This window comes from Cupriavidus sp. KB_39 (assembly GCF_052114485.1).
GTDB lineage: Bacteria > Pseudomonadota > Gammaproteobacteria > Burkholderiales > Burkholderiaceae > Cupriavidus.
Genome location: NZ_JBFREV010000052.1, coordinates 1 through 26,013, shown reverse-complemented (window position 1 = coordinate 26,013; position 26,013 = coordinate 1). Strand labels below are relative to the sequence as shown.

26 protein-coding genes are annotated in these 26,013 nt (G+C 69.2%); 17 read left to right on the top strand and 9 right to left on the bottom strand.

Going from position 1 to position 26,013, the window contains the following annotated elements:
* From AB4Z27_RS26380 to AB4Z27_RS26365, 4 genes are read right to left on the bottom strand one after another with little or no spacing between them, the layout of a single operon-like run.
* Window positions 1-1,092, bottom strand: a complete 1,092-nt coding sequence (locus AB4Z27_RS26380; RefSeq protein ID WP_441645644.1) for a BatD family protein — start codon at window positions 1,090-1,092, stop codon at window positions 1-3.
* The gene (locus AB4Z27_RS26375; RefSeq protein ID WP_441645643.1) at window positions 1,089-2,687 is read right to left on the bottom strand and encodes a vWA domain-containing protein; all 1,599 of its coding nucleotides are present in this window, start codon (window positions 2,685-2,687) and stop codon (window positions 1,089-1,091) included. Before AB4Z27_RS26375 ends, AB4Z27_RS26380 begins: the two co-directional genes overlap by 4 nt.
* Entirely contained in the window at window positions 2,684-3,697 is a 1,014-nt protein-coding gene (locus AB4Z27_RS26370; protein WP_441645642.1) for a vWA domain-containing protein, read from the bottom strand. Before AB4Z27_RS26370 ends, AB4Z27_RS26375 begins: the two co-directional genes overlap by 4 nt.
* Window positions 3,694-4,242 (bottom strand): DUF4381 domain-containing protein, encoded by a 549-nt coding sequence (locus tag AB4Z27_RS26365; protein ID WP_441645641.1) that lies wholly within the window; start codon window positions 4,240-4,242, stop codon window positions 3,694-3,696. Before AB4Z27_RS26365 ends, AB4Z27_RS26370 begins: the two co-directional genes overlap by 4 nt.
* A 256-nt stretch (window positions 4,243-4,498) precedes the next feature.
* On the opposite strand from AB4Z27_RS26365, the gene AB4Z27_RS26360 reads away from it, so the two are divergent.
* The 13 genes from AB4Z27_RS26360 (at window position 4,499) to AB4Z27_RS26300 (ending at window position 17,870) form a co-directional block, all read left to right on the top strand.
* Window positions 4,499-6,547 carry a TonB-dependent siderophore receptor gene (locus AB4Z27_RS26360; protein WP_441645640.1) on the top strand — a complete coding sequence of 683 codons (2,049 nt, stop codon included), beginning with the start codon at window positions 4,499-4,501 and terminating at the stop codon, window positions 6,545-6,547.
* Between the two features lie 88 nt (window positions 6,548-6,635).
* Window positions 6,636-8,102 (top strand): ABC transporter substrate-binding protein, encoded by a 1,467-nt coding sequence (locus AB4Z27_RS26355; RefSeq protein ID WP_441645639.1) that lies wholly within the window; start codon window positions 6,636-6,638, stop codon window positions 8,100-8,102.
* Window positions 8,090-9,121 carry an ABC transporter permease gene (locus AB4Z27_RS26350; RefSeq protein ID WP_255370880.1) on the top strand — a complete coding sequence of 344 codons (1,032 nt, stop codon included), beginning with the start codon at window positions 8,090-8,092 and terminating at the stop codon, window positions 9,119-9,121. Before AB4Z27_RS26355 ends, AB4Z27_RS26350 begins: the two co-directional genes overlap by 13 nt.
* Window positions 9,118-9,435, top strand: a complete 318-nt coding sequence (locus AB4Z27_RS26345) for a hypothetical protein (protein WP_441645638.1) — start codon at window positions 9,118-9,120, stop codon at window positions 9,433-9,435. The genes AB4Z27_RS26350 and AB4Z27_RS26345 overlap by 4 nt, the downstream gene beginning before the upstream one ends.
* The gene (locus AB4Z27_RS26340; RefSeq protein ID WP_441645637.1) at window positions 9,396-9,926 is read left to right on the top strand and encodes an ABC transporter permease subunit; all 531 of its coding nucleotides are present in this window, start codon (window positions 9,396-9,398) and stop codon (window positions 9,924-9,926) included. Before AB4Z27_RS26345 ends, AB4Z27_RS26340 begins: the two co-directional genes overlap by 40 nt.
* Window positions 9,923-11,368, top strand: coding sequence for an ABC transporter ATP-binding protein (locus tag AB4Z27_RS26335; RefSeq protein ID WP_441645636.1), 1,446 nt, complete (start codon window positions 9,923-9,925; stop codon window positions 11,366-11,368). The genes AB4Z27_RS26340 and AB4Z27_RS26335 overlap by 4 nt, the downstream gene beginning before the upstream one ends.
* A gap of 2 nt (window positions 11,369-11,370) precedes the next feature.
* The gene (locus AB4Z27_RS26330; RefSeq protein WP_441645635.1) at window positions 11,371-12,993 is read left to right on the top strand and encodes a L,D-transpeptidase family protein; all 1,623 of its coding nucleotides are present in this window, start codon (window positions 11,371-11,373) and stop codon (window positions 12,991-12,993) included.
* 39 nt (window positions 12,994-13,032) lie between these two features.
* On the top strand, window positions 13,033-13,602 hold the full coding sequence (locus tag AB4Z27_RS26325; protein ID WP_441593205.1) for a YcbK family protein: 570 nt from the start codon (window positions 13,033-13,035) through the stop codon (window positions 13,600-13,602).
* A 564-nt stretch (window positions 13,603-14,166) separates the two neighbouring features.
* A complete protein-coding gene (gene oxlT / locus AB4Z27_RS26320; protein ID WP_092296525.1) occupies window positions 14,167-15,489 on the top strand; it encodes an oxalate/formate MFS antiporter in 1,323 nt (440 codons plus the stop codon).
* A gap of 257 nt (window positions 15,490-15,746) precedes the next feature.
* Window positions 15,747-16,694, top strand: a complete 948-nt coding sequence (locus tag AB4Z27_RS26315; RefSeq protein ID WP_092296846.1) for a helix-turn-helix transcriptional regulator — start codon at window positions 15,747-15,749, stop codon at window positions 16,692-16,694.
* A 31-nt stretch (window positions 16,695-16,725) separates the two neighbouring features.
* Window positions 16,726-17,151 carry a DUF3331 domain-containing protein gene (locus AB4Z27_RS26310; RefSeq protein WP_092296528.1) on the top strand — a complete coding sequence of 142 codons (426 nt, stop codon included), beginning with the start codon at window positions 16,726-16,728 and terminating at the stop codon, window positions 17,149-17,151.
* Between the two features lie 159 nt (window positions 17,152-17,310).
* Window positions 17,311-17,610 (top strand): hypothetical protein, encoded by a 300-nt coding sequence (locus AB4Z27_RS26305; RefSeq protein WP_441645634.1) that lies wholly within the window; start codon window positions 17,311-17,313, stop codon window positions 17,608-17,610.
* 107 nt (window positions 17,611-17,717) lie between these two features.
* Window positions 17,718-17,870, top strand: coding sequence for a hypothetical protein (locus tag AB4Z27_RS26300; protein ID WP_177219953.1), 153 nt, complete (start codon window positions 17,718-17,720; stop codon window positions 17,868-17,870).
* A 16-nt stretch (window positions 17,871-17,886) separates the two neighbouring features.
* On the opposite strand, the gene AB4Z27_RS26295 is transcribed toward AB4Z27_RS26300, so the two are convergent.
* The 3 genes from AB4Z27_RS26295 to AB4Z27_RS26285 form a co-directional block, all read right to left on the bottom strand.
* A complete protein-coding gene (locus AB4Z27_RS26295; RefSeq protein WP_092296537.1) occupies window positions 17,887-18,540 on the bottom strand; it encodes a response regulator transcription factor in 654 nt (217 codons plus the stop codon).
* On the bottom strand, window positions 18,530-20,083 hold the full coding sequence (locus tag AB4Z27_RS26290) for a sensor histidine kinase (protein WP_441645633.1): 1,554 nt from the start codon (window positions 20,081-20,083) through the stop codon (window positions 18,530-18,532). Before AB4Z27_RS26290 ends, AB4Z27_RS26295 begins: the two co-directional genes overlap by 11 nt.
* 188 nt (window positions 20,084-20,271) lie before the next feature.
* Complete coding sequence (locus AB4Z27_RS26285; RefSeq protein ID WP_369823483.1) at window positions 20,272-20,721, bottom strand: response regulator transcription factor; 450 nt, start codon at window positions 20,719-20,721, stop codon at window positions 20,272-20,274.
* Between the two features lie 193 nt (window positions 20,722-20,914).
* On the opposite strand from AB4Z27_RS26285, the gene AB4Z27_RS26280 reads away from it, so the two are divergent.
* Together AB4Z27_RS26280 and AB4Z27_RS26275 are read left to right on the top strand one after the other, a co-directional pair.
* A complete protein-coding gene (locus AB4Z27_RS26280; protein WP_092296546.1) occupies window positions 20,915-21,415 on the top strand; it encodes a Dps family protein in 501 nt (166 codons plus the stop codon).
* A 138-nt stretch (window positions 21,416-21,553) separates the two neighbouring features.
* Window positions 21,554-21,952 (top strand): mechanosensitive ion channel protein MscS, encoded by a 399-nt coding sequence (locus AB4Z27_RS26275; RefSeq protein WP_092296849.1) that lies wholly within the window; start codon window positions 21,554-21,556, stop codon window positions 21,950-21,952.
* A gap of 7 nt (window positions 21,953-21,959) precedes the next feature.
* Here the strand turns inward: AB4Z27_RS26275 and AB4Z27_RS26270 are convergent, their stop codons facing one another.
* Window positions 21,960-23,417: an amidase gene (locus tag AB4Z27_RS26270; protein ID WP_441645632.1), complete on the bottom strand. Its 1,458-nt coding sequence runs from the start codon at window positions 23,415-23,417 to the stop codon at window positions 21,960-21,962.
* Between the two features lie 146 nt (window positions 23,418-23,563).
* Between AB4Z27_RS26270 and AB4Z27_RS26265 the strand changes: the two genes are divergently transcribed.
* Window positions 23,564-24,463, top strand: coding sequence for a LysR family transcriptional regulator (locus AB4Z27_RS26265; RefSeq protein WP_092296552.1), 900 nt, complete (start codon window positions 23,564-23,566; stop codon window positions 24,461-24,463).
* 158 nt (window positions 24,464-24,621) lie between these two features.
* Window positions 24,622-25,158, top strand: coding sequence for a ferritin-like domain-containing protein (locus AB4Z27_RS26260; RefSeq protein ID WP_441593218.1), 537 nt, complete (start codon window positions 24,622-24,624; stop codon window positions 25,156-25,158).
* Between the two features lie 90 nt (window positions 25,159-25,248).
* Here AB4Z27_RS26260 and AB4Z27_RS26255 read toward each other — a convergent pair whose 3' ends face one another.
* Complete coding sequence (locus tag AB4Z27_RS26255; protein ID WP_092296557.1) at window positions 25,249-25,713, bottom strand: hemerythrin domain-containing protein; 465 nt, start codon at window positions 25,711-25,713, stop codon at window positions 25,249-25,251.
* Between the last annotated feature and the right edge of the window lie 300 nt (window positions 25,714-26,013).

Below are 26,013 nucleotides of genomic sequence, written 5' to 3'. Positions count from 1 at the left end.
CTAGTCCTGGCCGGGACCTTGGCCGGGATTCAGCGGCGGCAGGCCGGAGCGGTGCCAGAGGTTGCTGCACGTCTCCGTGGTGCGATGCCAGCGGGCGCGCCATGCGGCACTGACGGCACCGTGCCCCCTACGCCATCGCCAGATCCCGTAGCCCAGCACCAGCACCGCGAGGACGATGGCGCCGGTCATGCGCCAGTCGACCTCGTCGAGCCAGGCCGGCGGGCGCCATGCCAGCCCGCCCGACGGCGACAGCCCCAGCCCGGGTGCCGCGCGCGCCACGATCACGGTCACCGCCGGGGCCGTCGAGGCCGCGCGCCTTCCCGTGGCGGCGTCGTACCAGCTCACCGGCACCGCCGGCAAGGTGTGGCGGCCGCTGTCCTCGAACACATAGGTAATGGTTTCGATGCGGCGCCCACCGGAGGCGTCGTCCTGCAGGACCGGATCGGCACGGAACTGGCGYACGCCGCGCGGCGGCTGMAGGGCGGGCGGGGCCGGCGGGGCGATCATCATCGCTGGGGTGCCCCGCGCGACGATGGTGATGGTGCGCACCAGYGCGTCGCCGGCGCGCAGCTTGSTGTTCTCGTCGATGGGCTTGTCGAACTGCTGGGTCACCTGGAGCGCGCCAGCCGGAAGCGTCGCCGTGCCCTGCCCGCTCTTTCCCGCCTGCCCGCTGGCGTGGATCGTCGTCGGCGGCAGCGTGACGGTRGCCGYCTGCGGTTTGCCATCGCTCCCGGCGTGGGTGAAGCGGAACTCGATGGGCGGCARCGCGAAGTCCCCGGCGCCCTGCGGCGTGACCACGTAGGTCTTGCGGATGCCYGCGAAGCTGGCGCCGTCGATGGTCTCGGTGGAGTTGATGCCACGGTCGTCGGGCATGGTCACCACCGCGCCCGGGATCTGCAGCACCGGGAAGGCCGGCGCGGACAGGAAGAAATTCGGCGCAAGCACGGTGACTTCCACCTGCACCGACTGGCCCGCCACCACCGGCTGCGGCCCGACCACCTTCACGTGCACAGCGGGCCCGGCCGCGTGGGCGAACGTAGCGGCACACAGCAGGACCACGCCCACGGCGTGACGCATCCGGCACCCACTCATGGCTTGCCCTCCTGCAGCGCGAACTTGCGTGCCAGCAGCTCCGTGGGCGAGGTCTGGATCGCCCGCATCCACATCTCGGCGTTCTGCTGCACGCGCCCCATCTGCTGGGTCTGGTCGCTGGGCGGCGGCGGGGGCTTGCTGGGGTCGTCGACGATCTTGTCTGGCGGGATGTCGGGCGACTCTTCGTCGCTCTGCGGGGGCGGCTTGCGCGCCAGCATCTGCGTCATCAACGCGAGGTTTTTCTGCGCCGGCTGCCAGCCGGGMCGCTGTTGCAGCACCAGCCGATAGCGCGCCGAGGCTTCCTTATATTTTTCCTGCCGCGCCAGCGCGTTGCCGAGGTTRAACTGGCCATCCGTCGTGTTGACCTGCCCGAAGGCGCGCGCGGCCTCCGCGTACTGGCCGTTGCGGTAGTAGGCCACGCCGCGCCACATCGGATCGGTGAAGCGCTGCGCGGCGATAGCGTAATCGCCACGTTCGAACGCGCGCCGGCCTTGCTGGTCGGGGGTGAGCCAGAGGTCGGCCCAGGTCCATGATTTCTCGGCGGCCTGGGCTGGAGCCTGAGCCTGAGCCTGTGCAGGCGCAGGCGGCGCGCCAAGCGCCATCGCCACGGCCAGCCCGGCGATCCATCGCACGGACCAGCCCTTCCGGAACCACAGCACSGCCAGCAGCGCGATGGGGATGGTCAGGGGCCAGCCGGCGTCGCGCCAGCGCTGCGTGTCACTGGCGTGGGTCTGCTCCACATGCGATTGCACGTGGCGCTGCACCCAGGCCACATCGGCGTCGCTGTCCGTGGTCAGCGTGGCCACCGGGATACCGCTGTCCCGCAGCGCGTGCAGGCCATCGGCATCGAGCCCCGGCGCGGCGCCGTCGCCCGCGCGCAGCGGCCCGCCCTCCGCCGTGCCGATGGCGAGCACCACCACCTGCGTGCGCCGGCTGCCGTGCTGCGCCTGTATCGCCTTGGCGGCGCCGGCTTCCACGCCATCGGTCAGCAACAGGATCGTGCCGGGCACCGGCTCCTTGGCGAGCGCCGTGTCGACGGTGCGCACGGCCAGCGCGGTGTCCTTGCCGGGCACCGGCATGATGCGGGTCTGGAGCGCRTCGACGAAGGTCTGGAGCAGGTCCGCATCGTCCGTCAGCGGCAGGACCATATGCGTGGAGCCGGCGTAGGCGTACAGCGCCGTGCGGCCGCCGTCGCGGTGCGCCAGCAGCGCCTTGACCTTGAGCTTGGCGCGCTCCAGACGGGTGGGGCTGACGTCGATGGCGTCCATGGTCGTGCCGAGGTCGATGGCGATGGCCAGCGGCGCCTTGTCAGCCAGGAACGGCGGGCGCTCGCGCTCCCAGGTGGGGCCGGCCAGCGCGATGGCGCCCAGCGCCAGCAGCGCGGCAATCCCATGCACCGGGCGCACTGCGCGGCGGCGCTTCTCGCCCACCACGAGGGCATCGAGCAGATGCGGGGCGATGGTGCCGCGCCAGCGCCGGCGCACATCCCCCTGCCGCCCCACCGCCCACGGCAGCCACGCGGCGGCCAGCAGCACCAGCAGCCACCACGGGCGCAGGAAGTGGAACTGGGCGAGCGATTCGAACAGCGCGCTCATGCGGCAGGCTCCCGGGAGGCGCGTGGGGCGGCGCGGAAGGTCCAGCGCGCGTAGGCGGCCATCGCCAGCTGGTAGCCCAGCACGATCAGCACCGCCACGCCGAGCGGCCACATGAACAACTCACGGCGCGGGCGCCAGCTCAGGGTCTTCTCCTGATGCGGGGTGACGCGGTCCAGCGTGGCGTAGATCGCCGCCAGCGCGTTCTGGTCGGCGCCGAAGAAATAGCGCCCGCCGGTGCTGCTGGCGATGCGCTTGAGCATATCCAGATCGACCTTGGCCTCGCCCGTGGCCGCCGGGTCGCCGATGCCGATCGTATGCACCACCACCCCGCGCGTGCGCGCAATCTCGGCGGCCTGCGCCGGCGGCATGCGGCTGGCGGTGTCGTTGCCATCGGTCAGCACGATCATCACCTTCTCCGCGGCGTGGCTGTTGTCGAACAGCTTGATGCCGAGGCCGATGGCATCGCCCAGCGCCGTGCTGGCGCCGGCCATGCCGGGCACCATGTCCGCGATCAGCGTGCGCACCAGCGCGTGGTCCAGCGTGAAGGGGGCGAGCGGGTACGGGGCGTCGCCGAAGACGATGAGGCCGATGCGGTCGCCGGGGCGGTGGGCGACGAAATCCCCCACCACCTGGCGCACGGCATGCACGCGGGTGTCCAGCGCACCGGCGGTATCGCGGAAGTCGCGGGTGTCCATCGACTGGGAGAGGTCCAGCGCCACCAGCAGGTCGCGCACGGGCTCCTTCTTATATAGAGGGGGCTCCAGGAACTGCGGCCGGGCCAGCGCCGTGACCACCAGCGCCCAGGCAATCGGGGCCAATACGCGCTGGACGAGGTTGCGGCGCGGCACGTGGGCGCCGGTGGCCGGCTTCAGGCCGACCGCATCGGCCACTTCCTCGAAGAACGGCAGTCGCACGGAGGCGCTGCGCTCCCGGTACGGCGGCAGCCGCCACCAGACCAGCAGCGGCAGGGGCAACAGCACGAACAGCCACGGATAGGCGAAGACGATCATYGGCGGTTGGGCGGCGAGTCCCGGCTATCCCGGCTATCCCGACGGTAGGCGGCGATCCACCGGCGGCAGGCATCGGCTGTGGCATGGGCCTGTTGCGGCGGCCACGCGGCCAGCACGGTGGCGCCCCGGTACTCGGCGTCATCGACCAGCGCGGCGAGSCCGGGCACSGCGTCGGCGGCSGTGCCCGCGTGGGCGTGGAGGAATTGGTGCCAGCCGGSGCCGGACAAGGGCGCGACGGCCTCGCGCGGCCATTCGGCCAAAGCCACCCGCTTGAGCAGTTCGGCCAGCCCCAGCAGGGCCTGGGCCCGGGTGCGATCGTCGCCAGCCAGTTGGGGCGTCCAGCGCGTCAGCTCCGCCAGCGCCGCGCGTCGATGCCGATTGGCATACCAGCGCCGCCCGGCGCGCCAGCCCAGCCAGGCAAGACCGGCCAGGATGACCAGTCCCACCACGAGCCAGCCAGTGGTCTGCGGCATCCACGAGGGCGGCGAAGGCGTGACGAGGTCGGCCAGCTCGGGCATGGGGGCGGTCAGGATAGGGATCCGCACAGGCTACGCCGCCGGCCCGCGCGGCTGAAGTCAATTTTTTCGGGGGCCTTTTCAATAGTTTTGTTGCGGTTGTTTCGCATGTCGATCTGCGGAAAAAGTGGTGGCGTATCCGTCGCAAATTTCCCTATAATGCAACCCTGTTGCAAAAAGGAAGYTGTTCCTTTTCCCTCGCCGACCATCTTTTCCGATGCGAACTCGTTATTTTTCCGCTCGCCGCCACCGGCTGCGCTACGCCGCGCTTGTCACGACCACCGCCATGGCCGCCACTGCCGCCGAGGCCGACGACGCCCCGCTCCTGCCCGAGGTATCCGTGGTCAGCCAGGCGGACGACGCCTACGCGCCGGCGCTGGCCAGCGGYGCCACGCGGACCGAGACCCCGCTGCGCGAGGTGCCGCAGTCCGTGCGGGTGCTGCCGCGCGCGCTGCTGGACGATATCGGCGCCACGCGGCTGGACCAGACCTTCGACTACGCGAGCGGCGTGGCGCGCCAGAACAGCTTCGGCGGGCTGTGGGACAACTACGCGATCCGCGGCTTCTCCGGCAACGAGAACACCGGCGCGGCCTATCTGGTCAACGGCTTCACGGCAAACCGGGGCTTCACCGCCCCGCGCGATGCCGCCACCATCGAGCGCGTGGAGGTGCTGAAGGGGCCGACCTCGTCGCTCTATGGCAGCGGCGAGCCCGGCGGCAGCCTCAACATCGTCACMAAGCAGCCGCGCTTCCAGCCCGGCCAGACCTACGATCTCCAGGTGGGCAGCCGCGACGGCTACCGTGCCGCCGCCGACCTCACCGGGCCGATTACCGAGACGCTGGCAGGCCGGCTGGTGGCCGTGGCCGACCACCAGGGCAGCACGCGGGACTTCATCGACAGCCAGCGCTATCTGGTGGCGCCGTCCCTGACGTGGATGCTCGGCGCCGACACCATCGTCCAGTACGCGGGCGAATTCCAGCGCTTCACCACGCCGCTGGACCGTGGCGTGGTGGCGGTGCAGGGACGGCTCGGCGCGGTGCCGCGCTCGCGCTTTCTGGGCGAGCCCAATGACGGCGCGATGCGGCTGGACAGCCAGTCGCACCAGTTGAGTGTGGAGCACCAGTTCTCGCCCGACTGGAAGGGCCGGCTGGCCGTGGCCTATCGCGGCGGCAGCCTGGAAGGCTATTCGACCGAGGCGAGCGCGCTGCAGGCGGACAACCGTACGCTGACGCGGCAGCGGCGCTATCGGGACTATCAGTCCGACGATGTGTCGCTGCAGGCCGATGTGACCGGCAAGTTCACCACCGGACCAGTCGGGCACGAGGTGATCGTCGGCATCGACACCTACCGCTTCGCCAATACGCAGGTGCAGCTGCGGCGCAACCCCAGCGCCGCCGCGCCCTACGCCATCGACATCTATCAGCCCGTGTACGGCCAGACGCCGCCCGCGCTGGCCCCCAACACCGACACCTACGAGCGCCAGACCAGCCTCGGCCTCTATGCGCAGGACCAGTTGCGGCTGGGCGAGCGCTGGCGGCTGCTGGCGGGCGTGCGTTTCGATACGTTCAACCAGTCGCTCGACAACCGGCTGCGCGGCACGGAGACGAGCCAGCACCAGACGGCGGTGTCGCCGCGCGTGGGGCTGACCTATCTGGCCAGCCACAACGTGTCGCTGTTCGCCAACGCCAGCCGCTCGTTCCGGCCCAACGCCGGCAGCGACGCCGCAGGCAACGCGTTCTCGCCCGAGCACGGCCGCGCCGTGGAGGCCGGCGTGAAGGTGGACAGCGACGACCGCCGCATCGGCGGCACGCTGGCGGTGTACGAGATCCGCAAGCGCAACGTGCTGACCGCGAACCCGGTCGATCCGTCCTATTCGGTGGCCGCCGGCGAGGCGCGCAGCCGGGGCGTGGAACTGGACGTGRCCGGGCAGCTCGGCAAGCACTGGCGYCTGAGCGGCAACCTGGCCTATACCGACGCCGAGATCACCGAGGACAGCACGCTGCCCGTCGGCACGCCGCTGCTCAACATCCCGCGCACCAGCGGCAGCCTGATGGCGGTCTACGAGGACGCTGCGCCCATCGGCCAGCGCTACGGCGTGGGCGGCGGCGTGCGCTACGTCGGCAAACGGTCRGGYGATGCGCAGAACAGCTTCTCGCTGCCCGCCTACACGCTGGCAGACCTGTTGGCCTACTGGCAGTACAGCAAGACCGTGCGCGTGACGCTGAACGTGGACAACCTGTTCGACAAGACCTGGTACGCCAGTTCCTACAGCAGCGTCTGGGTGCTGCCGGGCGCGGGCCGCACGGTGCGGCTGGGCCTGCGGCTCAGCTACTGACGCCATGGGGAACATTGGGAAGCGCAGGCGGCTGCTGAAGGCTGCGTTGGCGGCACCGATTGTGTCGACGGTGGGCGCGGGGAAAGCCGTGTTCGCGCAGCCGCGGCCGACCTTGCGCGTGATCGGGCCGTGGGAGCTGTCCAGCCTCGATCCGCTGCGCAACGGCTACCTGTTCTCGCGCATGCAGGTCACCGAGACGCTGGTCGACTACGCCCCGGCCGGCGTGCCGGTACCGGGGCTGGCGGCYGGCTGGCAGAYGTCGCCAGACGGCCTGCAATGGCGCTTCGCGCTGCGGCCGGGCGCGCGCTTCCATGACGGCACGCCGGTGAYGGCYGCTGACGTGGTTGCCGCCCTCGGACGCGCCCGCCATGCCGCCGGGGTGCTGGGTGCGGCGCCCATCGCGGGGATCGATGCCGAAACCGGTGCGGTAAGCATCCGGCTCGCGCGCCCCTTCGCCCCCCTGCTAGCCCTGCTCTCCCATAGCAGCACGCAGGTGCTGGCGCCGGCCTCGTTCGGCGCCGACGGCACGGTGCGCGCGATCATCGGATCGGGCCCGTACCGCGTGACCGAACTCGCGCCGCCGCAGCACTTCGCCGTGGAAGCGTTCGACGGATGGCACGGCGCCCGGCCAGCCGTGACGCGGGCCGAGTATCTGTCAGTGGGCCGCGCCGAGATGCGCGCGCTGATGGCCGAGGCCGGACAAGCCCAGCTGGCCTATGGGCTCGACCCGGGCAGCATCGCACGGCTCCAGCGTGGCCGCGCCGTGGCCGTGCATGCCGTGACCGTTCCCCGCACCACGCTGCTGAAGCTCAATGCCAGCCATCCCCTGCTGGCCGATGCGCGAGTGCGCCGCGCGCTGGCACTGGCGCTGGACCGGCGCGGCATCGCCAGTGCCATCCTGCGTGATCCTTCGCTGGCGGCAGGCCAGTTGTTCCCGCCCGCCCTGCCCGGCTGGCACGATCCGCGMCTCCCTGCGCTGGCCTACGACCCKGCCGYCGCGYGCGGCCTGCTGGCYGAGGCCGGCTTCCGGCCCGAYGCCGAYGGCRTCCTGCRGCGCGGCCCGGATCGGCTCGCGCTGACGCTGCGCACCTTCCCGGACCGGCCCGAGCTGCCGGTCATCGCCGCCGCCATCCAGGAGCARTGGCGGCAGGTGGGCRTRRCGGTGCGCGTRGCGGTGGGCAATTCGAGCGACATTCCGTTCGGGCATCGCGACGGCACGCTCGARGTGGGCCTGCTGGCGCGCAACTTCGGCGTGGTGCCGGACGCCTTCGGTGCGGTGGCGCAGGACTTCGCGGTCCAGGGCGGGGACTGGGGGCCGATGCGCTGGTCTTCGCCGGCGGTGACGGCCGCGCTGGCCGCGTTGCCGTCCACGCCGGAAGGCCCGCGCGCCGAGGCGCTGCGTCGGCAGGTGGCGGACACGCTGCACGACGCGATGCCGCTGATCCCCGTGGTCTGGTATCGCCAGACGCTGGCGGCCAGCCCCCGGCTGGCTGGGGTGTCCATCGATCCCTTCGAACGTTCCTACCGGCTGACGCAACTGCAATGGAAAACCTGACCCGCGCCGCGTTGCCCGGCGCCGACCCGGTGGCCGTGCCTACCGCCACCCTCCGGCGCGACACCACGCGCCAGCTTGGCCGCATCGTGCTCCAGCGTGGCGTGCAGGCGCTCGTGGTGGCTGCGCTGGTCGGCACGGTGAGCTTCCTGATGATGCGGCTGTTGCCCGGCGACATGGCGTTCCGGATCGCCGCCGGCCGCTATGGCTACGACATGGTCACCGCGCAGGCCGCCGAAGCGGTGCGCATGGAGCTGGGACTCGGCCTGCCGTGGTTCGAGAGCCTCGTGGCGTGGTGGGGGCACCTGCTGCGGATGGACCTGGGCGTCTCGGCGGTGACGGGCGCGCCKGTGGCCGCCGAAATCGCCCATCAACTGGGCCATACGCTGTCGCTGGCGCTGGCGGCGCTGGCGGTGTCGTGCGCCATCGCCGTGCCGCTCGGCTTCGCGGCRGGTCTGCGGCCCGCTGGCCGGCTGGACCGGCTGACGCTGTGGCTGTCCGTGCTGCTGCGCGCGCTGCCGCCGTTCGTGCTCGGCATCGTGCTGGTGGCCGTGCTGGCGGTCCARCTCGGCCTGATTCCAGCCGGCGGSGATGCCGCGCACGGCTCGCTGATCGCTCCGGCGCTCACGCTGGGGCTGGGCCTCGCCGCCACGGCGATGCGCGTGGCACGTGATGCGATGGCCACGGTGACCGCCTCGCCGTATTTCCTGTTCGCGCGCACCAAGGGGCTCTCTGACCGGGCCGCGCTGCTGCGCCACGGCGTGCGTAATGCCGCCGTGCCGCTGGTGGCCTACCTCGGCGTGCAACTGGTCTTTCTGGTGGAGGGCGTGGTGGTGATCGAGACGCTGTTCGCATGGCCCGGCATCGGCCATGCGCTGGTTCACGCGATCTTCGGGCGGGACGTGCCGATGATCCAGGGCACGGCGCTGGTCATGGGGCTGCTGTTCGTGGCGCTCAATACGCTGGTGGATCTGGCCTGCGCGGCGATCGATCCGCGCGTGCGCATCGGGAGGGGCCGATGACCTGGCATCCCCGCCGCAAAGCCGGCGCCGCCCTGCTGCTGGTGCTGGCGCTGTTCGCCATCGTCGGCCCCTGGCTGGCGCCGCGCGCCCCGTTCGAGCAGAACCTCTACGGCATTCTCCAGGTGCCGCAACTGGCCGAGCCGCTCGGCACCGACCATCTGGGCCGCAGCATGCTGGCGCGGCTGGCGAGCGCGGCGCGGCTCTCGCTCGGGCTGGCGCTGCTGAGCGTGGCCTCTGCCGCCGTGCCGGGCACGCTGCTCGGCCTGCTGGCCGCGTGGCGCGGCGGCTGGACCGAGCGCCTGACCGGCGCCTGACCGGCGCCGTGGCGGACGCGGTGCTGGCGCTGCCGGGCCTGCTGCTGGTGTTGTTGCTGAGCGCGTTCGCGCCGGGCGACTACTGGCCGCTCTATGTCGGCCTGTCGCTGGTGCTGTGGGTCGAGTACTACCGCGTGACGCGGGCCACGGCGCGCGTGGTACTGGCCAGCCATCATGTGGAAGCGGCGCGGCTGCTCGGCTTCGGTCCCGGCTATATCGTGCGGCGGCATCTGCTGCCCGAGCTGGCGCCGCTGCTGGCCACGCTGATGAGTTTTGGCGCCGGCGCGGCGGTGCTGGCGCTGGCGGCGATGGGCTTTGTCGGCCTGGGCGCGCAGCCGCCGGCGGCTGAACTGGGGCTGATGATGACCGAGTTGCTCCCTTATGCGGCGGAGGCGCCGTGGATCATCGCCTGGCCGATCCTGCTGCTCGGGATCGCCATCCTGGGGCTGGTGCTGGTATCGACCGGCGCGCCGGCGGAGGCCGACGCATGACCCGCATCGACACCCATCCCCTGCTGGCCGTGGATGCGCTGACCGTGGACAGCGCCGACGGCCAGCTGCTTGCGCCGGTGTCGTTCACGCTGGAGGCCGGACGCGCCCTGACGCTGCTCGGCGAAAGCGGCTCCGGCAAGAGCCTGCTGGCGCATGCGCTGATGGGCACGCTGCCGCGCGGCCTGCGCGCGGGCGGCACCCTCACGGTCGATGGCCGCCGCTGCGACGCCGCCGACCCCGCCACGCGGCGGGCGATGTGGGGCCGACAACTGGCGCTGTTGCCGCAGGAGCCGTGGTTCGCGCTCGATCCGACCATGCGGGTGGGCCGGCAACTGGCGGAGACGCATGCGCTGGCCGGGATCGGCAACGCGCAGGCGTGGCGCCGGGCCTTGCACGACCTGCACGGGCTGGGCATGGCGCACGCGGCGCAGGCGTGGCCGACGACGCTGTCCGGCGGCATGGCGCAGCGGGTGGCCTTCGCCATCACTCGGGCGGGCGGCGCGCCGGTGCTGATTGTCGATGAGCCCACCAAAGGCCTCGACCGAGTCTGGCGCGATGAACTGGTGGCCCGGCTGCAGGCKGCGCTCGGCGAAGGRTGCGCGCTGCTGACGATCACGCACGACATCGCCGTGGCCCGTGCGCTGGGCGGCGATGTGGCGGTCATGCTCGACGGCAAGCTGGTCGAACGGGGAGACGCCGCGGCGGTCCTCGGTGCGCCCGGGCATGCCTATACSCGCGCGCTGGTGGCYGCCGAGCCAGCGAACTGGCCGCCGCTGACCGCCCCGTCGCCCGGTGGCGATGACATCCTGCGCGCGTGCGGCGTGACCAAGCAATTCGGCGACCGGACCTTGTTCCGTTCCCTCGACCTGACCCTGCACGCCGGCGAGCGACTGGCGGTCACCGGGCCCAGCGGCAGCGGCAAATCGACCCTCGGCAACGTGCTGCTCGGGCTGGTCGCACCGGACGGCGGCACGGTACATCGGCCGGATGGGATCGCAAAAGTGCGCTATCAAAAACTTTATCAGGACCCGGCCGGCGCGTTCGCCCCGCATACCAGCATTGGCCGCGCGCTGGAGGATCTGGCCGCGCTGCACCGGATCGACCGGGCGCGCATCGCGCCGCTGCTCAAGCGGCTGAAACTGGCGCCGAACCTGCTCGCGCGCCGGCCGGGTGCGGTGTCTGGCGGCGAACTCCAGCGCKTTGCGCTGCTGCGTGCGCTACTGCTGACGCCCGCCTTCCTGTTCGCCGACGAACCCACCTCGCGGCTGGACCCGGTAACGCAGCAGGACACCCTGGCGCTGATCCTCGAAGCCTGCGCGGACACCGGCGCGGCACTGATGCTGGTCACGCACGACGAGGAGATTGCCGTCCGGGTGAGCGACCGTCGCATGGCGATCGGGTACGATACCCCGTTCCCGCAATGCACTCGCCCATGCCAATGACGATGACATTTGCCGTAACGCCGCCGATMCCGCCCGCCCCTTCCCCCTCCCGTGCCCGCTACCGCCTTGCCGCGACCTGCGTGGCGTGGCTGCTCTGCGGCGCGGCCAGTGCGTGGGCGGAGCCGCTCTGGTTTGTCGATGGCAAGCCRACGCAGGCCGCGCGGCAGGCCGTGACGGCACTGAGCGATGCGGGCGCCGATGGGCTMGARGCCCAGGACTACGATGCCGAGTCGCTGGGCCGCATCGTCACGCAGGCCGCTGCCGGACCCGCGCTGGCGCCGGAAGCCGTGGAGCGTATCGACGGGGCGTTGACCCAGTCGATGCAACACTATCTGTCCGATCTGCACCGGGGGCGCGTCGATCCGCGCAAGGTGCATGCGGGCTTCGATGTCTCGAAGGAAAAGCCGTTCGACCCGGACGCCACCCTGCGCGCCGCCTTGGCCGCCAACCGGCTGCCCGATGCGATTCGCGAAGCGCCGCCGGCGTTCCCGCTCTATGGCACGCTGCGCACGGCGCTGGCCCGCTATCGCGCGCTGGCCGCCGAGCCGCTGTGGAATGCACCGCTGCCCGCGCCGCCCGGCGGCAAGCTGACGCCGGGGCAGCCCTACAGCGCCCTGCCCCAACTGGCCCAACGGCTGGCGGCGCTGGGCGACCTGCCGGCAGGCACGCCCGCACCGGACGGCTACAAGGGCGCGCTGGTGGAGGCCGTGAAGACCTTCCAGTCTCGTCATGGGATGACCGCCGATGGGGTGATCGGCAAGGGCACGCTGGCCCAGCTGAATACGCCCCCGTCGGCACGCGTCAGGCAGATCGCGCTGACCATGGAGCGGCTGCGCTGGACCCCGCTGGCCGACAGCCCGCGCATGATCGTGGTCAACGTGCCGGAATTCGTGCTGCGCGCCTATGACTATCGCGACGGCAAGCTCGACATCCGGCTGGAGATGAAGGTCATCGTCGGCAAGGCGCTGGACACGCGCACGCCGCTGTTCGAGGAGGACATGCGCTACATCGAGTTCAGYCCCTACTGGAACGTGCCGCCCTCCATCGCGCGGGCCGAACTGGTGCCGCACTTCCGGCGCGATCCGGGCTATTTCACGCGGCAGGGCTTCGAGTTCGTGTCCGGCACGACGGCCGTGCCGACGCTGAACGAGGCCAACCTGAGCGCGGTGCTGGCCGGCAAGATGCGCATCCGCCAGCGGCCTGGGCCGCTGAACGCGCTGGGCGACATCAAGTTCGTGTTTCCGAACAACCAGAACATCTACCTCCATCACACGCCCTCGCCGCAGCTATTCCAGCGCGACCGGCGCGACTTCAGCCATGGCTGCATCCGGGTGGAGGCGCCGGTCGAACTCGCCGAGTTCGTCCTGCAGGACAAGCCGGACTGGACCGAGGCGCGCATCCGTCAGGCCATGACCAAGGGCAGCTCGAACACGGTGTCACTGCAGGCGCCGTTGCCAGTGGTGCTGGCCTACGGCACGGCGATTGCGCGGGCCGATGGCCGGGTATACTTCCTCGCTGACATTTACGGGCAGGACAAAGTGCTCGATCAGGCGCTACAGCAGCGTGCCGTGCGGCGGCAAAGCCCCACGACCGATGCTGCCGCCAGTCCGGCGCGTCCTTCCTAACCGCCGATTTCGCGCATCGCCCCCTTCGCCGCCATCGCCATGACGTATTCCCACAACACGCCAGCCCGTCGCCGTTTCCTCCGCCAATCCGGCGGTGTGGCCTTAGCTGCGGGTCTGTCAGCGCTGTCGGTACCGCGTCTGGCGCTGGCCAGCGTGCCGGGCGCGCGGGCGCTGTCGTTCTCGCATACGCATACCGGCGAGCAGATCTCGCTGGTCTACGCGATGGGTGATCAGGTGCTGCCGGACGCCCAGCAGGCGCTGAACCGCTTCCTGCGCGACCACTACTCGGGCGACGTGGGCAACATCGACCCGAAGCTGTTCGGGCTGCTCTCCGACCTGCGCGGGGTGCTGGGCGCCGAGCAGGCGTACGAGGTGATTTCCGGCTACCGCAGCCCGGTCACCAATGAGCGCCTGCGCAAGACCCGGGGCGGTGGCGTGGCCCGGCGCAGCCTGCATATGGATGGCATGGCCATCGACATCCGCCTGCCCGGCGTGCCGCTGGCGGACCTGCGCGACGCGGCGGTGTCCCTGGGCGGCGGCGGCGTGGGCCTCTACACGCGCGACAACTTCGTGCACGTGGATACCGGGCGGGTGCGGCACTGGGGTTGAGGTTTCCCTCGCCCCCGCCGCGCGTTGCCGCGCGGATTCATGAGTTAATCTGATTCRTCCCCGCTGATAATCCATCAATCGGACTGGCCGCATTTATTCCCGCGCGACGTCCCGTCGCTTATTCCCACGTATTTTCATTTTTCCGCATCGCGTCAATTTGCGATTTAATCCATCGCCCTGCCTGGATTATCTCCATTACATTTTTGTCATTTGGCGGAAAACCACGTACGCGCCCTTTATTTTGTGCGTATAACTGCGACTACATGCTGCGGACTGGTGTCACGCAACGTGCCTCCGCCCGCCGGGACGCCTGCGGGCATTTTTTTTGCCATTATTGATTCGTCCCTCATCTGAGCCAGCCGCATTGATTCCGATAATCACTGTATTTGGTGAAAACCCTGCTGCGTCTTTATCTTGCGCTGCGCTGGTATATCACATACTTTGTATTTGACCGCCCAATCGATAAATGGGCCGGCATACGATTTATTCCTTTTCGCGAGCGCACATCGCATCCAGGAAACAGGAGACAAAACATGCCACAACAAACCACCCAGGGAGCGCGCCATGACTAGTCCATCCTCCGCCGCACTCACCCCGAACCAGCAGGCATCGGAACGGACCCGCTGGATCCAGCTGGCCTTCGGCGTCGTCTGTATGGTCGCCACGGCCAACATCCAGTACGCCTGGACGCTGTTCGTGCCGGAAATCCAGCAGACCTACGGCTGGCCGCGCGCGCAGATCCAGGTGGCGTTCACGTTGTTCGTGCTGGTCCAGACCTGGCTCGCGCCGATCGAGGGCTACTTCATCGACAAGTTCGGCCCGCGCCTGATGGTGGCGTTCGGCGCACTGTTCATCGGCGCGGCCTGGATCATCAACTCGCAGGCCACCACGCTGGCGGGCTTCTACTTCGGCGCGGCGGTGGGCGGGATTGGCGTCGGGTCGATCTATGCCACCTGTATCAACAATGCCCTGAAATGGTTCCCGGACCGGCGCGGGCTGGCGGTTGGCCTGACCGCCGGCGGCTACGGCGCGGGCTCGGCGGCCACGATCCTGCCGATCGCGGCGATGATCGAGACGTCCGGCTTCCAGGACACGTTCTTCTTCTTCGGCGTGCTGCAAGGCTCCATCGCGTTTGTTGCCGCGTGGTTCCTGCGTTCGCCGCGTAGCCAGGAAACCCGGGCGTCGAACAAACTGGCCCAGGCCACGCGTGACTACACGCTCAAGGAGGCCATGAGCACCAGGCTGTTCTGGCTGATGTTCATCATGTTCATCCTGGTCGTGACGGGGGGCATGATGGCCGTGGCCCAGCTTGGCGTCATCGCCAAGGACCTCGGCGTCAAGGACTTCAAGGTCGATCTCCACTTCTTCGTGATGGCGGCCCTGCCGCTGGCGCTGATGCTGGACCGCATCATGAACGGCATCTCGCGGCCRATGTTCGGSTGGATCTCGGACCATATCGGCCGGGAGAAGACGATGGTGATCGCCTTCACGCTGGAGGGCATCGGGATCATCGCGCTGGGGTACTTCGGCAGCAACCCGTACGCGTTCCTGATCCTGTCCGCCGTGGTGTTCCTGGCCTGGGGCGAGGTCTACTCGCTGTTCTCGGCACTGGCCGGCGACGCCTTCGGCACCAAGCACATCGGCAAGATCTACGGCGTGCTCTACACGGCGAAGGGGATTGGCGCGCTGTTCGTGCCGATCGGCAACCTGATGATGGAGGCCACCGGCACGTGGTCCACGGTGCTCTACACCGTGGCCGGCATGGACCTGACGGCGGCCTTCCTGGCCATCGTGGTGCTGCGGCCGGTGCTGGCCGGTCATGTGGCGACGTCCAAGCGCCTGTTCGCCAAGGAATCGGCGGCGGGCGGCGCGCCCGTCAGCGCCTGAACGCATATCCTTATGAGACCGCGTAATATCTAGCGGGCGACGGGCTTCCTCGGAAGCCCGTTTTGCTTCTTCGGAAGCCCATTTCCCTTGGTGGCCGGCCCCCCGCCGACTAAACCAAGGTATGAGTTGCGCAAACCATTTGACACCGTGCGCAACCGTTTGTAGGGCTATTCGGCCTTCTTTGCCTGATATACCTTGAAGCCATGCTGGGTCTAGCGGCCCAGAACCGCTTCAACGTTCAGTTCAAAGGGGCCGTCATGCATCACGCTTCGCTCTTCCCGGTCAGTACCGCCCGCCTACCCGCGCCACCAGGACTCATCGGCGCCGAGCAGCAGTGGCGCGCACCTTCCCACGACACGGGCGCCCAGATCCCGGTCTCGCGCTGGACGCTCGAGCCCAGCGAACCGTTCCAGGTTTCCCATCCCGGCGCCGACGCCCACCACTGCATCGCCATGAACCTGCGCTGCACCACGCTGGCGTTCGTGCATGCGGGCCGGCCGCTGGTGGATGGGCGGGTCACCGCCGGGGCCGTGCAGGTGACCGCGCCGGGCGTACCGGTGCGCGCCACCTTCCAGGCGCCCGCCGACGTGCTCCACCTCTACGCCACGCAGGCGGTGCTGGCCGAATGCCACGCCGACCTGTTCGATCGCCCCCATGCCGGCGACATCGTGCTCGACTCGCCCAAGCTGCTGCAGGATCCGGCGCTCGAACGGCTCGGCCAGGCCCTGGCGATGACCCAGGTGCAAGACGCCGGCGCGAGCCGCATCTTCGTCGAGAGCGTGAGCCTGGCCATCGTCTCGCGCCTCGTGGCGCGGCATTTCCAGGCCGGTGCGACGGAGGCCCCGGGCGGCAGCCTGGCGCCGCTGCCGCCGTGGCGCCTGCGCCGTGCCACGGACTACATCGACGCGCATTTGTCCGAAGCGATTGGTCTGGCCGATATCGCGCAGAGCACCGGTCTTACCCGCATGCACTTCGCGGCGCAGTTCCGCCGCGCCACCGGCCTGCGGCCGCACGAATACCTGCTGCGGCGGCGCGTGGAACATGCGCAGTCGCTGCTGAGCGCCAGCGGCCAGTCGATTCTCGACGTCGCCATGCATTGCGGCTTCCGCTCGCAATCTCACTTCACCACCGTGTTCAAGCGCTTTGTGGGCGAGACCCCCTACAACTGGCGCGTAAAACGCAGCCTGGAGCGCAAGGCTGCCTGAGCAGCCGTCGCCCTCAACCCGGAGCCCCATCATGCTTGCAGACAACCTCGTGACAGACCAGGTTGCGCCCACGCGCAACCGCCCCGACCCCTGGCAGCAGGCACTCGGGCTGCTGTTTGCGCAGTCCGACCAACCGGCCGGCAGCCCCGTGTCCTACCAGCGCTGCGGTCGCCAGGATCTGGCCGGCGTGCTGATCCGCATCATCGACATGCCCGATTCGCACACYGCTGTGCTGTCGTGGAACGATGCCACCCACTGCCGCTACGGCGAGCAGCAATGGGGCACGGCCTTCGCGCGCGTGGCGGGCTTCTGCGCGATGAGCGGACGCCAGATCGAGCCCGGCGATGCCATCTACAAGCCCCGCCCGCAGCGTCCGCGTGCGCGCAATGCCGACGCGATGATCCTCGCCGACGTCCTGCTCACGCAGGCCGTCGTGGCCGGGGTTGCGGCGAGTTAAACCTAAGGATGAGGTCCCGCAACGAATGCGCTATCGGCGGCGACGGATGTACAAATGATTTTCGGGGCGTGAGTCTCTAAGCTTGATTCCAGGCAGCCAGCAATGCGCGGCAGCCGCCAGGAAACCCAAAGCTGCACCCTCACTGATGGAGAGATTCCCATGACCACACGCACCCAACGCATCGTTTCCGCAACCGCCCTGCTCGTGCTGGGCAGCCTCGGCGGCCTCGCCTCCGTGGCCCACGCCAGCGTCAGCTCGCCGCGTGACCCGTACACCGAYGGTGCCCGCGTCRRCTCGCCGCGYGACCCCTACACCGATGGTGCCCGTGTCGATTCTCCGCGCGACCCGTACACCCAGGGCGCACGCTTCGACCAGCCCGCGAATGCCTCCGCCACGCTGCAACTGGCCGGGCGCGACCTGACCGGCGTCTCGGCATCGCCCGAGAAGTCGGACGCCTGAGTCCAGGCCCACGCACCCAGCGACCGCCTCTTGCGATGCCCCGACAGCGGGCCATCGAACAGGCATCCGGCACGCCGATGCTCCGGCCTGCCCACCCGGAGCCCATCATGCACATCCACACCCCGACCATGTCCGCCCAGCACGTGTCTTACCCCGTCGCCGTCACGCGACGCGAACGCAAGATGATCTGCTACTGGCTTGGTGTCTGCACCGCCTGCTGCGGCATGGCGGCCCTGATCTCGACGTGGGCGCCGGTCTGACGCGATCGCTGATGGCTTACTGCGAAGCCGCCGGCGTCATGCCGAGCGCTTCGGCCTTCAGCACGAAGTCGGCCAGCGAACGCGAGCCCATCTTCTTCATGGCCTGGCCACGGTGGATCTTTACCGTGATCTCGCTCAGGCCCAGGTTCGACGCGATCTGCTTGTTCATCAGCCCGCGCACCACCTGTGCCATCACTTCCCGCTCACGCTGGGTCAGCGTGGCAAAGCGCTGGCGCAAGTCCGCGCTCGACTGATCGGCCACGCGCCGCTGGGCGTCGCGCGCCAGGGCGCTGTTCACGGCGTCCAGCATGTCCTGGTCCCGGAACGGCTTGGCGAGGAAGTCCGTCGCACCCGCCTTCATCGCCTTGACCGACATGGCAATGTCGCCATGGGCGGTCATGAAGACAATGGGAATGCTGACCTGGTCCGCGCCGATCTGCTCCTGCACGGCGAGGCCGCTCTGGCCCTTGAGCCGGACATCGAGGATCAGGCAGCTTGGCGCGTCGGTCCGCTCGCACGCCAGGAATTCCTGCGCGGAGGCGAACGTCTGCACCTGATGCCCGACGGAGCGCAGCAGCATCGCCACGGCAATCCGCATCGACTCGTCGTCATCGACCACATAGACCACGCCACTCGCCGCCTCGTTGACCGCGCCCGACTCATTGCCCATGTTCGCTCCCTGCTTCCGCGGTCTGCTGAAGGGCCGCGCATTCGCCGTCCGGTGCATCGGCGAGATGCAGCGGCAGCATGATGTGGAAGGCCGCGCCGCCCTCGGGTGGCGAGTCGGCCCAGATGCGGCCGCCGTGCGCCTCGACGATGGAGCGGCAGATCGACAGGCCCATGCCCATCCCCTCGGCCTTGGTGGTGAAGAACGCGCTGAACAGCCGCCCGGCCTCTTCCGGTGCGATGCCCTTGCCGGCGTCCCGCACGGTGATTTGCGCCTGGCGCGACTCGGCCAGCGCGGTGTTGACCCAAAGCTTGCGGGGGCGGCCGGTGCCCTCCATCGCCTGCACGGCGTTCAGGAGCAAATTGATCAGCACCTGCTGAAGCTGCACGCGGTCGCCGCAGATCATCGCGTCCGGCAGCGCCAGGTCGATCGCCGACTCCACATGGTGRTCCTGCAGCTCCCGGCGCATCAGTTCGATCGACTCRCGCACCAGGCTGTCCAGCGCGGTCTCGGCGTAGACCGGATCGCGCTTCTGCGCCATCGAGCGGATCTGCCGGATGATGTCGCTGGAGCGCCGCGCGTCGCGGATCATCTGGTCGATGGACTGGGTGGCCTCGGCGACGTCCGGCTGCGCMCGGTTCAGCCAGCGTAGCGCGGAGTCCCCACAGGTGACGATGGCCGCGATCGGCTGCGTCACCTCATGGGCGATGGACGCCGCCAGCTCGCCCAGCGTGGTCATGCGCATCACGTGCGCGAGTTCGGTGGAGGTGCGCTGCAAGGCCTGCTGAGTCTGGACGGCGGCGGTGATGTCCATCAGCGCGCCTACGTACTCGGTATAGTCCGACGCCGACTCGCGCAGGCGCGACACCAGGTGCACGTGCTTGACCGTGCCATCCGGCATGCGCAGCCGATGCCGCACGTCGATCAGGTGCACGCCCTGCCGCATCTGGTCGCGCACGGATATCACCAGCGGCAGGTCTTCRGGATAGGCGCGCGCCAGGACCAGGTCCGGACCCGGCGTCACCGTGCGGTCGTAGCCGAAGATCCGGTAGGCCTCGTCGGACCACGTCATCGTGTCGCCGGGCACGCGCATGGCGATGCTGCCGGTCTGGCTCAGTTGCTGCGCTTCGGCCAGGAAGGCTTCACTGCGTGCGAGCGCAGCCTCGGCCGTGGCGCGGATCTGCATTTCCTCGTGGAGCTGGGCGGTCTTGGCGAGGTTGCGCATGGCCAGCAGCGAGGTGCTGGCCAGCGCCAGCAGGCTGAACACGCAGCGCGCCAGCGGGCCGGCGTCCTCGGTGACCGTGCGCTGGAACAGGAAGGCGAAGATGGTGAGCGCGGCGCAGCCGATGGCCGAATACAGCGTGGCCTGCTGCGAGCCGGTGGCAGCCACCAGCAGCACGACCACCACGTAGAGCACGGCGACGGCAATCGTCAGCGGCGTCAGGACATCGATCAGGAAAATCCCCAGCGTCAGCAGGGCCGCCAGGGTCAGCAGCGCGCGCGGATTCTCGGATTTCGGCCTGTGCACGGCGGTTGGCTCGGACATGCTCGGGGTGGCTCCTCGGGGGGGACTTCGGCGGTTTCAACTACCGCTGGCCGTCGGCAGTCTTGCGGGGCGGTCGCTTGCACAGTCGTGGTGCGATCGGGCACGGACGTRCCATCGATCCCGCGGGATGTGTGCGCAGGAATTATACATAGCGGGTGGCAAAAGTGACGCACCGCAGGGCACGGCACTTATGCGCTCGGCGCCGCCTTGCCGATCCGATCCAGGCACGCCTGCAGTGCGGCGCCGTCCACCGGCTTATTGAGGAAGGAAAGTGCACCGTTCTTCATCGCCTGCCTGCGCGTGGCTTCCACGGAAAACGCGGTAATGAAGATCACGGGCACGTGCACGCCGGCTTCTGTCAGCCGGCGATGCATCTCGATGCCAGTGATGCCGGGCATCTGGACATCGGAGATCACGCAATCCACCTCGGCGGCACAGCCGGAGTTCAGGAACGCCGTGGCGGTGTCGAAAAGGATGACTTCCCAGCCCAGGGAGCGAACCAGGCGCGACGTGGCGACTCGCACGGAGTCGTCGTCGTCAACGATGGCCAATAATTGTTTGTTGTGCAAAGCGACTACCTCGACCGGACTGAAACACGCAGCGGGCCCGGACCGACTTGCCGGGATGCGTGCTGGCATGATACGAGGCCCATCCCTGCGGCGGAACTATATGTATGTATAGTCTGGTCCGGCTCGGCGGGCAGCCTGCCCGGCCGCCCCCGGCCCGGCGCGCCAACGTGCGTTATCGACAATTCCGGGGGCCGGCGGCAACGCCGGCGCGGGGCGTGGCCCGATCATGGCGGGCCGAACCCCCTGACAACCAGGAGCCACCATGCCCGCACCCTCCCTCGTCACCGCCACCACCGTCGCCACGTCCGTCCCGGACGCCAAGGGCGTCGCCGCCATCGCGGCGCACCTCAACCCGCTGCTTGCCGATGTCTTCGCGCTCTACCTGAAGACCAAGAACTTCCACTGGCACATGTCCGGCCCGCACTTCCGCGACTATCACCTGATGCTCGACGAGCAGTCGGCGCAGATCTTCGCCATCACCGACGACATTGCCGAGCGGGTGCGCAAGCTCGGCGCCACCACGCTGCGCTCCATCGGCGATGTCACCCGCCAGCAGCGCCTGCGTGACAACGATGCCGACCGCGTGGCCCCGCGCGACATGCTGGCGGAACTGCGCGCCGACAATCTGCAACTGGCCGCGATCATGCTCGACGCCCACGCCGTCTGCGACGACCACGGCGACGTGGCCACGGCGAGCCTGCTCGAGAACTGGATCGACGAGGCCCAGCGCCGCGCCTGGTTCCTGGCCGAAGCCAGCGAGTAAGCGGGGTCGCTTCCGGGCACGGCGCCATATGTTGCAGCCGTAACATCTGCTCACCATCGCGTAACCCACTGTAATGCGTCGCAGGGCATGATGGCTTCCATCGAGCAAGGCCGATCATCGGCCGACAAGGAGCCCGACATGCGCCAATCGATTCGTTACACCGGTATTGCCGTTCTCTGCGCCGCCATGCTGGCCGCCGGGCCGGCGTCGGCCCGCGGCCGCCATCACGGTGGCGGCGGGTCGGACGGCGCCGCGGCTGCGCTGGCGGTGGGCGCCATCGCGGCGCTGGCCATCGGCGCGGCGGTCTTCAGCCAGCCCGTGGTGGCTGCACCGGCGCCGGTCTACGCGCCGCCGCAGCCGGTGGCCTACGCCGCCCCGCAGGTGCCACCGGGCTACTGCTACAGCAACTACCAGCGCGCCTACGTGCCGTGCGCGCCGGCCGCACCGGCGGGTTACGGGCAGGTCGAGTACCAGCAGGGCTATGACCAGGGCTACAACCAAGGTTACAACCCCGGTTACAACCGTTACGGGTATTGATCGCCCATCAAGCCTGCGCCGCGCCAGCCCAGACGGCTGGCCGGCGCCCCGCCCAGCCCATCTCCCGTTCCAGTTGCCCCGCCAGCCGGAACAGCATCCCCTCCTCCGCGAACCCCGCCCCGAACTGCATGCCGATCGGCAGCCCGCTCGCCGCGTCCACGCATAGCGGCACGGACATCGCCGGCAGCCCCGCCACGTTGAACGCCGGCGTGTAGGGCGAGTGCCGGAACACGCGGTCGGTCCAGTCCAGTCCATCCATGGTTGCCGCGCCGGCGGCATAGGTGCCCACCGGCTCAGGCRGGGCCGGCATCGTTGGCGTCAGCAGGACGTCGATGTCATCGAACCAGGTCGCCGTGGCCCGCGTCACCGCGTTGCGCACGTCGAGCGCTGCCGCGAAGGCGGGGCCGGTGACGCGCYGGCCGTAGCGGTACGCCGCCAGTGTTTGCGGCTCCAGCGTGGTGGCGTCGATGGGGCGCCCGGTGGCCGCTGCCACGCCATCGATCCAGCCGACCAGCGTGGCACACCAGATGCGCGCATTCGCCAGGACGACCGCCTCCCACGATGCGCCCAGCGGCAGCGTGACGTCATCGACATGGTGGCCCAGCCCTGCCAACTGCGCGGCCACGCCCGCCACCGCCTGCGCCATGACCGGGGCCACGCCAGCCCCGYTGAACGGCGGCACCATCACGCCGATGCGCAGCCGGCCCGGTTCCCGCCCCACTTCGTCGAGAAAGGGTCGGGACGGCGCGGGCGTGTGATACGGCTCGCCGGCGGCGGTGCCGTGCATGGCGTCGAGCAGCGCGGCGCTGTCGCGCACCGTGCGGCTCAGCCCGCCCTGCACGCCGAGCCCGGCGAAGACTTCGTCCAGACCGGGACCGTTCGAGACCCGGCCACGCGTGGATTTGAGCCCGAACAGGCCGTTGAACGCCGCCGGCACGCGGATCGACCCAGCGGCATCAGTCGCATGCGCCAGCGGCACTATCCCGGCCGCCACGGCGGCACCGGCCCCGCCGCTGGAACCGCCCGCGCTCAACGCCGGCTGCCAGGGGTTGCGCGTGGCGCCCTGCTGAAGGGACTCGGTCGCGGTGCTGAACGCCATCTCCGGCGTAGCCGTTCGGCCAATTGTTACCAGCCCGGCGGCGCGCAGCCGCTGCATCAGGAACGAGTCCGATGGCGCCACGAGGCCCGCCGCCAGCCGCGAGCCCAGCTCCAGCCGCTTGCCCGCCATCGACAGCGCGAGATCTTTGACGAGGAACGGCACGCCGGCCAGCGGCCCACTGCCGGGTGCCGCCGAAGACCCGGCTGCATCGGCCGGCCAGTCCTCCACCACCGCGCCAATCCTCGGATTCACGGCGGCAATCGCACGGCGGGCCACTTCCGCCAGTTCCCCCGCACTCACCTCACCGCGCGCCACCAGTTGGCCCAGCCCGACCGCGTCATAGGTCACGTACTCGCTCAATTTCATGATCGCCTTCCTGCCTTGTTGGATTCGATGGGGCGATCTTACGGAGCGAGTGGCGTCGTGATTAGTCCCCGGATCCGGGCAGCATTGGCCCATTGATGGGACAATCGCATTTCTCCTAAAAGCGGGCCTTAGCAGGGACCAGAACGATGGCGGCAGACCTTAACGACACGCTGATCTTCGTGCGCGTGGTGCAATCGGGCAGTTTCACGGCGGCGGCGCGCGCGTTGCAGATGCCCAAGACCACGGTCAGCCGGCGCGTGATGGCGCTGGAGGCCCAGCTCGGCACGCAGCTACTCCTCCGCACCACACGCCGGCTGGCGTTGACGGACGCCGGCGCGGCCTACTTCGAGCACAGCCAGCTCCTGGCCCGCCACCTCGACGACGCCCAGGCCGCCGTCGAGCAGTTGCAGCACGGCCCGCGCGGCTGGCTCCGTGTGACGCTGCCGTACTCGTTCGGCACGACGTGGATCGCCCCCCTGCTGGCCGCCTTCCGTGCGGCCTATCCCGAAGTGCGTCTGGAGATCCTTGCCTCGCACGTGCCGCTCGACCTCGTTGCCGAAGAGATCGACGTGGCGCTGCGCCTCGGCGTGCTGCCCGATTCCGACCTCATCGCACGCCGGCTCGGCAGTTTCCCGACCGGCGTCTATGCCAGCCCCGCCTACCTGAAGCGGCACGGTGTGCCAGACCATCCCGCCGCCCTGCTCGACCACGCGACGCTGGCGCTTCATCAGGCGCGGCGCGAGCGCGGCTATGCGTGGCCCTTGCGGCAGGCCGCCGGCCGTGCGCGGGATTTTCCGATCGATCCGGTGATCGTGGCGAGCGACCCCGCGCTGCTGCACGACGCGCTGTGTGCCGGCGAAGGACTCTCGCTGGCGATGGACCGCAGCCTCGCCCCGGACGTGACCGCGCGCCGGCTGCGCCGCGTGCTGCCGGCGTGGACCGGGCCGGCGCAGGACTTCCATGCGGTGTTCCCGCGCCGCCGCGTGGCATCGCCCAAAGTCACTGCTTTTGTGGATTTCCTGCGCGCGCGGCTGCTGCCGGCCTAGCCCCGGCGGGCGGGTTGTAGGACCGAACCCGATAGCAGAATGGGGCACGGGCTGACGCCGCGCGGCGTGCGCGGAACTCTAAGATAGATACGCACCAAATCCCCACATAAAGTGCCCACACAAGTCCCCGCTCACGGTTGGCAAAGGAGTCCATCACAATGCAATCCCAACCCTTCCTCACCGACATCAAGACTCTCCGCGAACGTGCCCGCAAGAAGATCGAAGACGGCGCCGTCACCGAGGGCTACGACGGCGACCGCAACACCGTGATCGAGTTGCTCAATACCGCACTCGCCACGGAAATCGTCTGCGTGCTGCGCTATCGCCGCCACTATTTCATGGCCAAGGGCCCGAACTCGAAGAGCGTTGCTGACGAATTCCTCCAGCATTCCAACGAGGAGCAAGGCCACGCGGACCAGATTTCCGAGCGCATCGTCCAACTGGGCGGCGAACCCAACCTGTCGCCGGACGGCCTGCTGACGCGCAGCCATTCGGAGTACTCCGAGGGCGACGACCTCGCCAGCATGATCCGCGAGAACCTCGTGGCCGAGCGGATTGCGATCGACAGCTATCGCGAGATCGTCCAGTACCTGGGCGACAAGGATCCGACCACGCGYCGCATGATGGAAGAGATCCTGGCCGTCGAGGAAGAACACGCCGATGAACTGGCCGATCTGCTCGCCAATCAAGGTTAAGGGCGATAAAGCGATCTAAACGCCACGCATCGCAGCGATAAAGAAAGGCCCATCCACCTCGGATGGGCCTTTTTTCGTCCGCGCCAACGATCAGGCCGTCACGCCTTCCAGTTCGTGCTTGCGCTCCTCGAGCTGCGCCGCCACCGCCTTGAGGTCGACCTTGGCCTGGATCACCGCCTTGAACAGCTCGCTTTCCTCTTCCTCCACGTGGTGCCCGACGTACTCGGTCAACACCTTGTAGTTGGCGTCGAGCATGGCCTTATCGCCCGATTCGATCTTCGCGATCAACTGCTTGGCCACCATGTGCTCGACCTTGGCTTCGTCCAGCATGTCGTCGATCTTGTCCGAAACGCCGCGCAGGGCGGGATAGAAGATCTCCTCCTCGATCTGGGCGTGGATGCTCAGCGCGTGGCAGGTTTCCGCCGCAATCGACTGCTTGGCGCTGTCCTGTTTGGCTTCCTCGAACTGCTTGAACAGCTTCTTGACGGCGCGATGGTCGTCCAGCAACAGGCTCAGGGCCGGRCGCTGGCCGACCGGGATCTTGGACTTATCCATGATGACTCCTCGTTCTGTGGGGTTTTTGCGGGGTGGGGATGCGGACATTGCGAAAACGGGTCCGTGGACCGGTTCTGCAAAAGCCGTTCCCGGCCGCCCGACGCCGCCAAATCGGCGTRCGGCAGCGGCCAGGCCCGCCCGCTACGCGTAAAACTTGCCGGCGAACGTAGGGAGCGCGGCCGGTCAGCCCTGCGGRAGCCGGGGCGCCAGCCGGGCGATCACCTCGGCGTGATGCGGATGGGCGGCGGCCAGCGTGGCCAGGGCGGCCGCATCGGCCAGTTCGAACTCGCTGAACTCGAA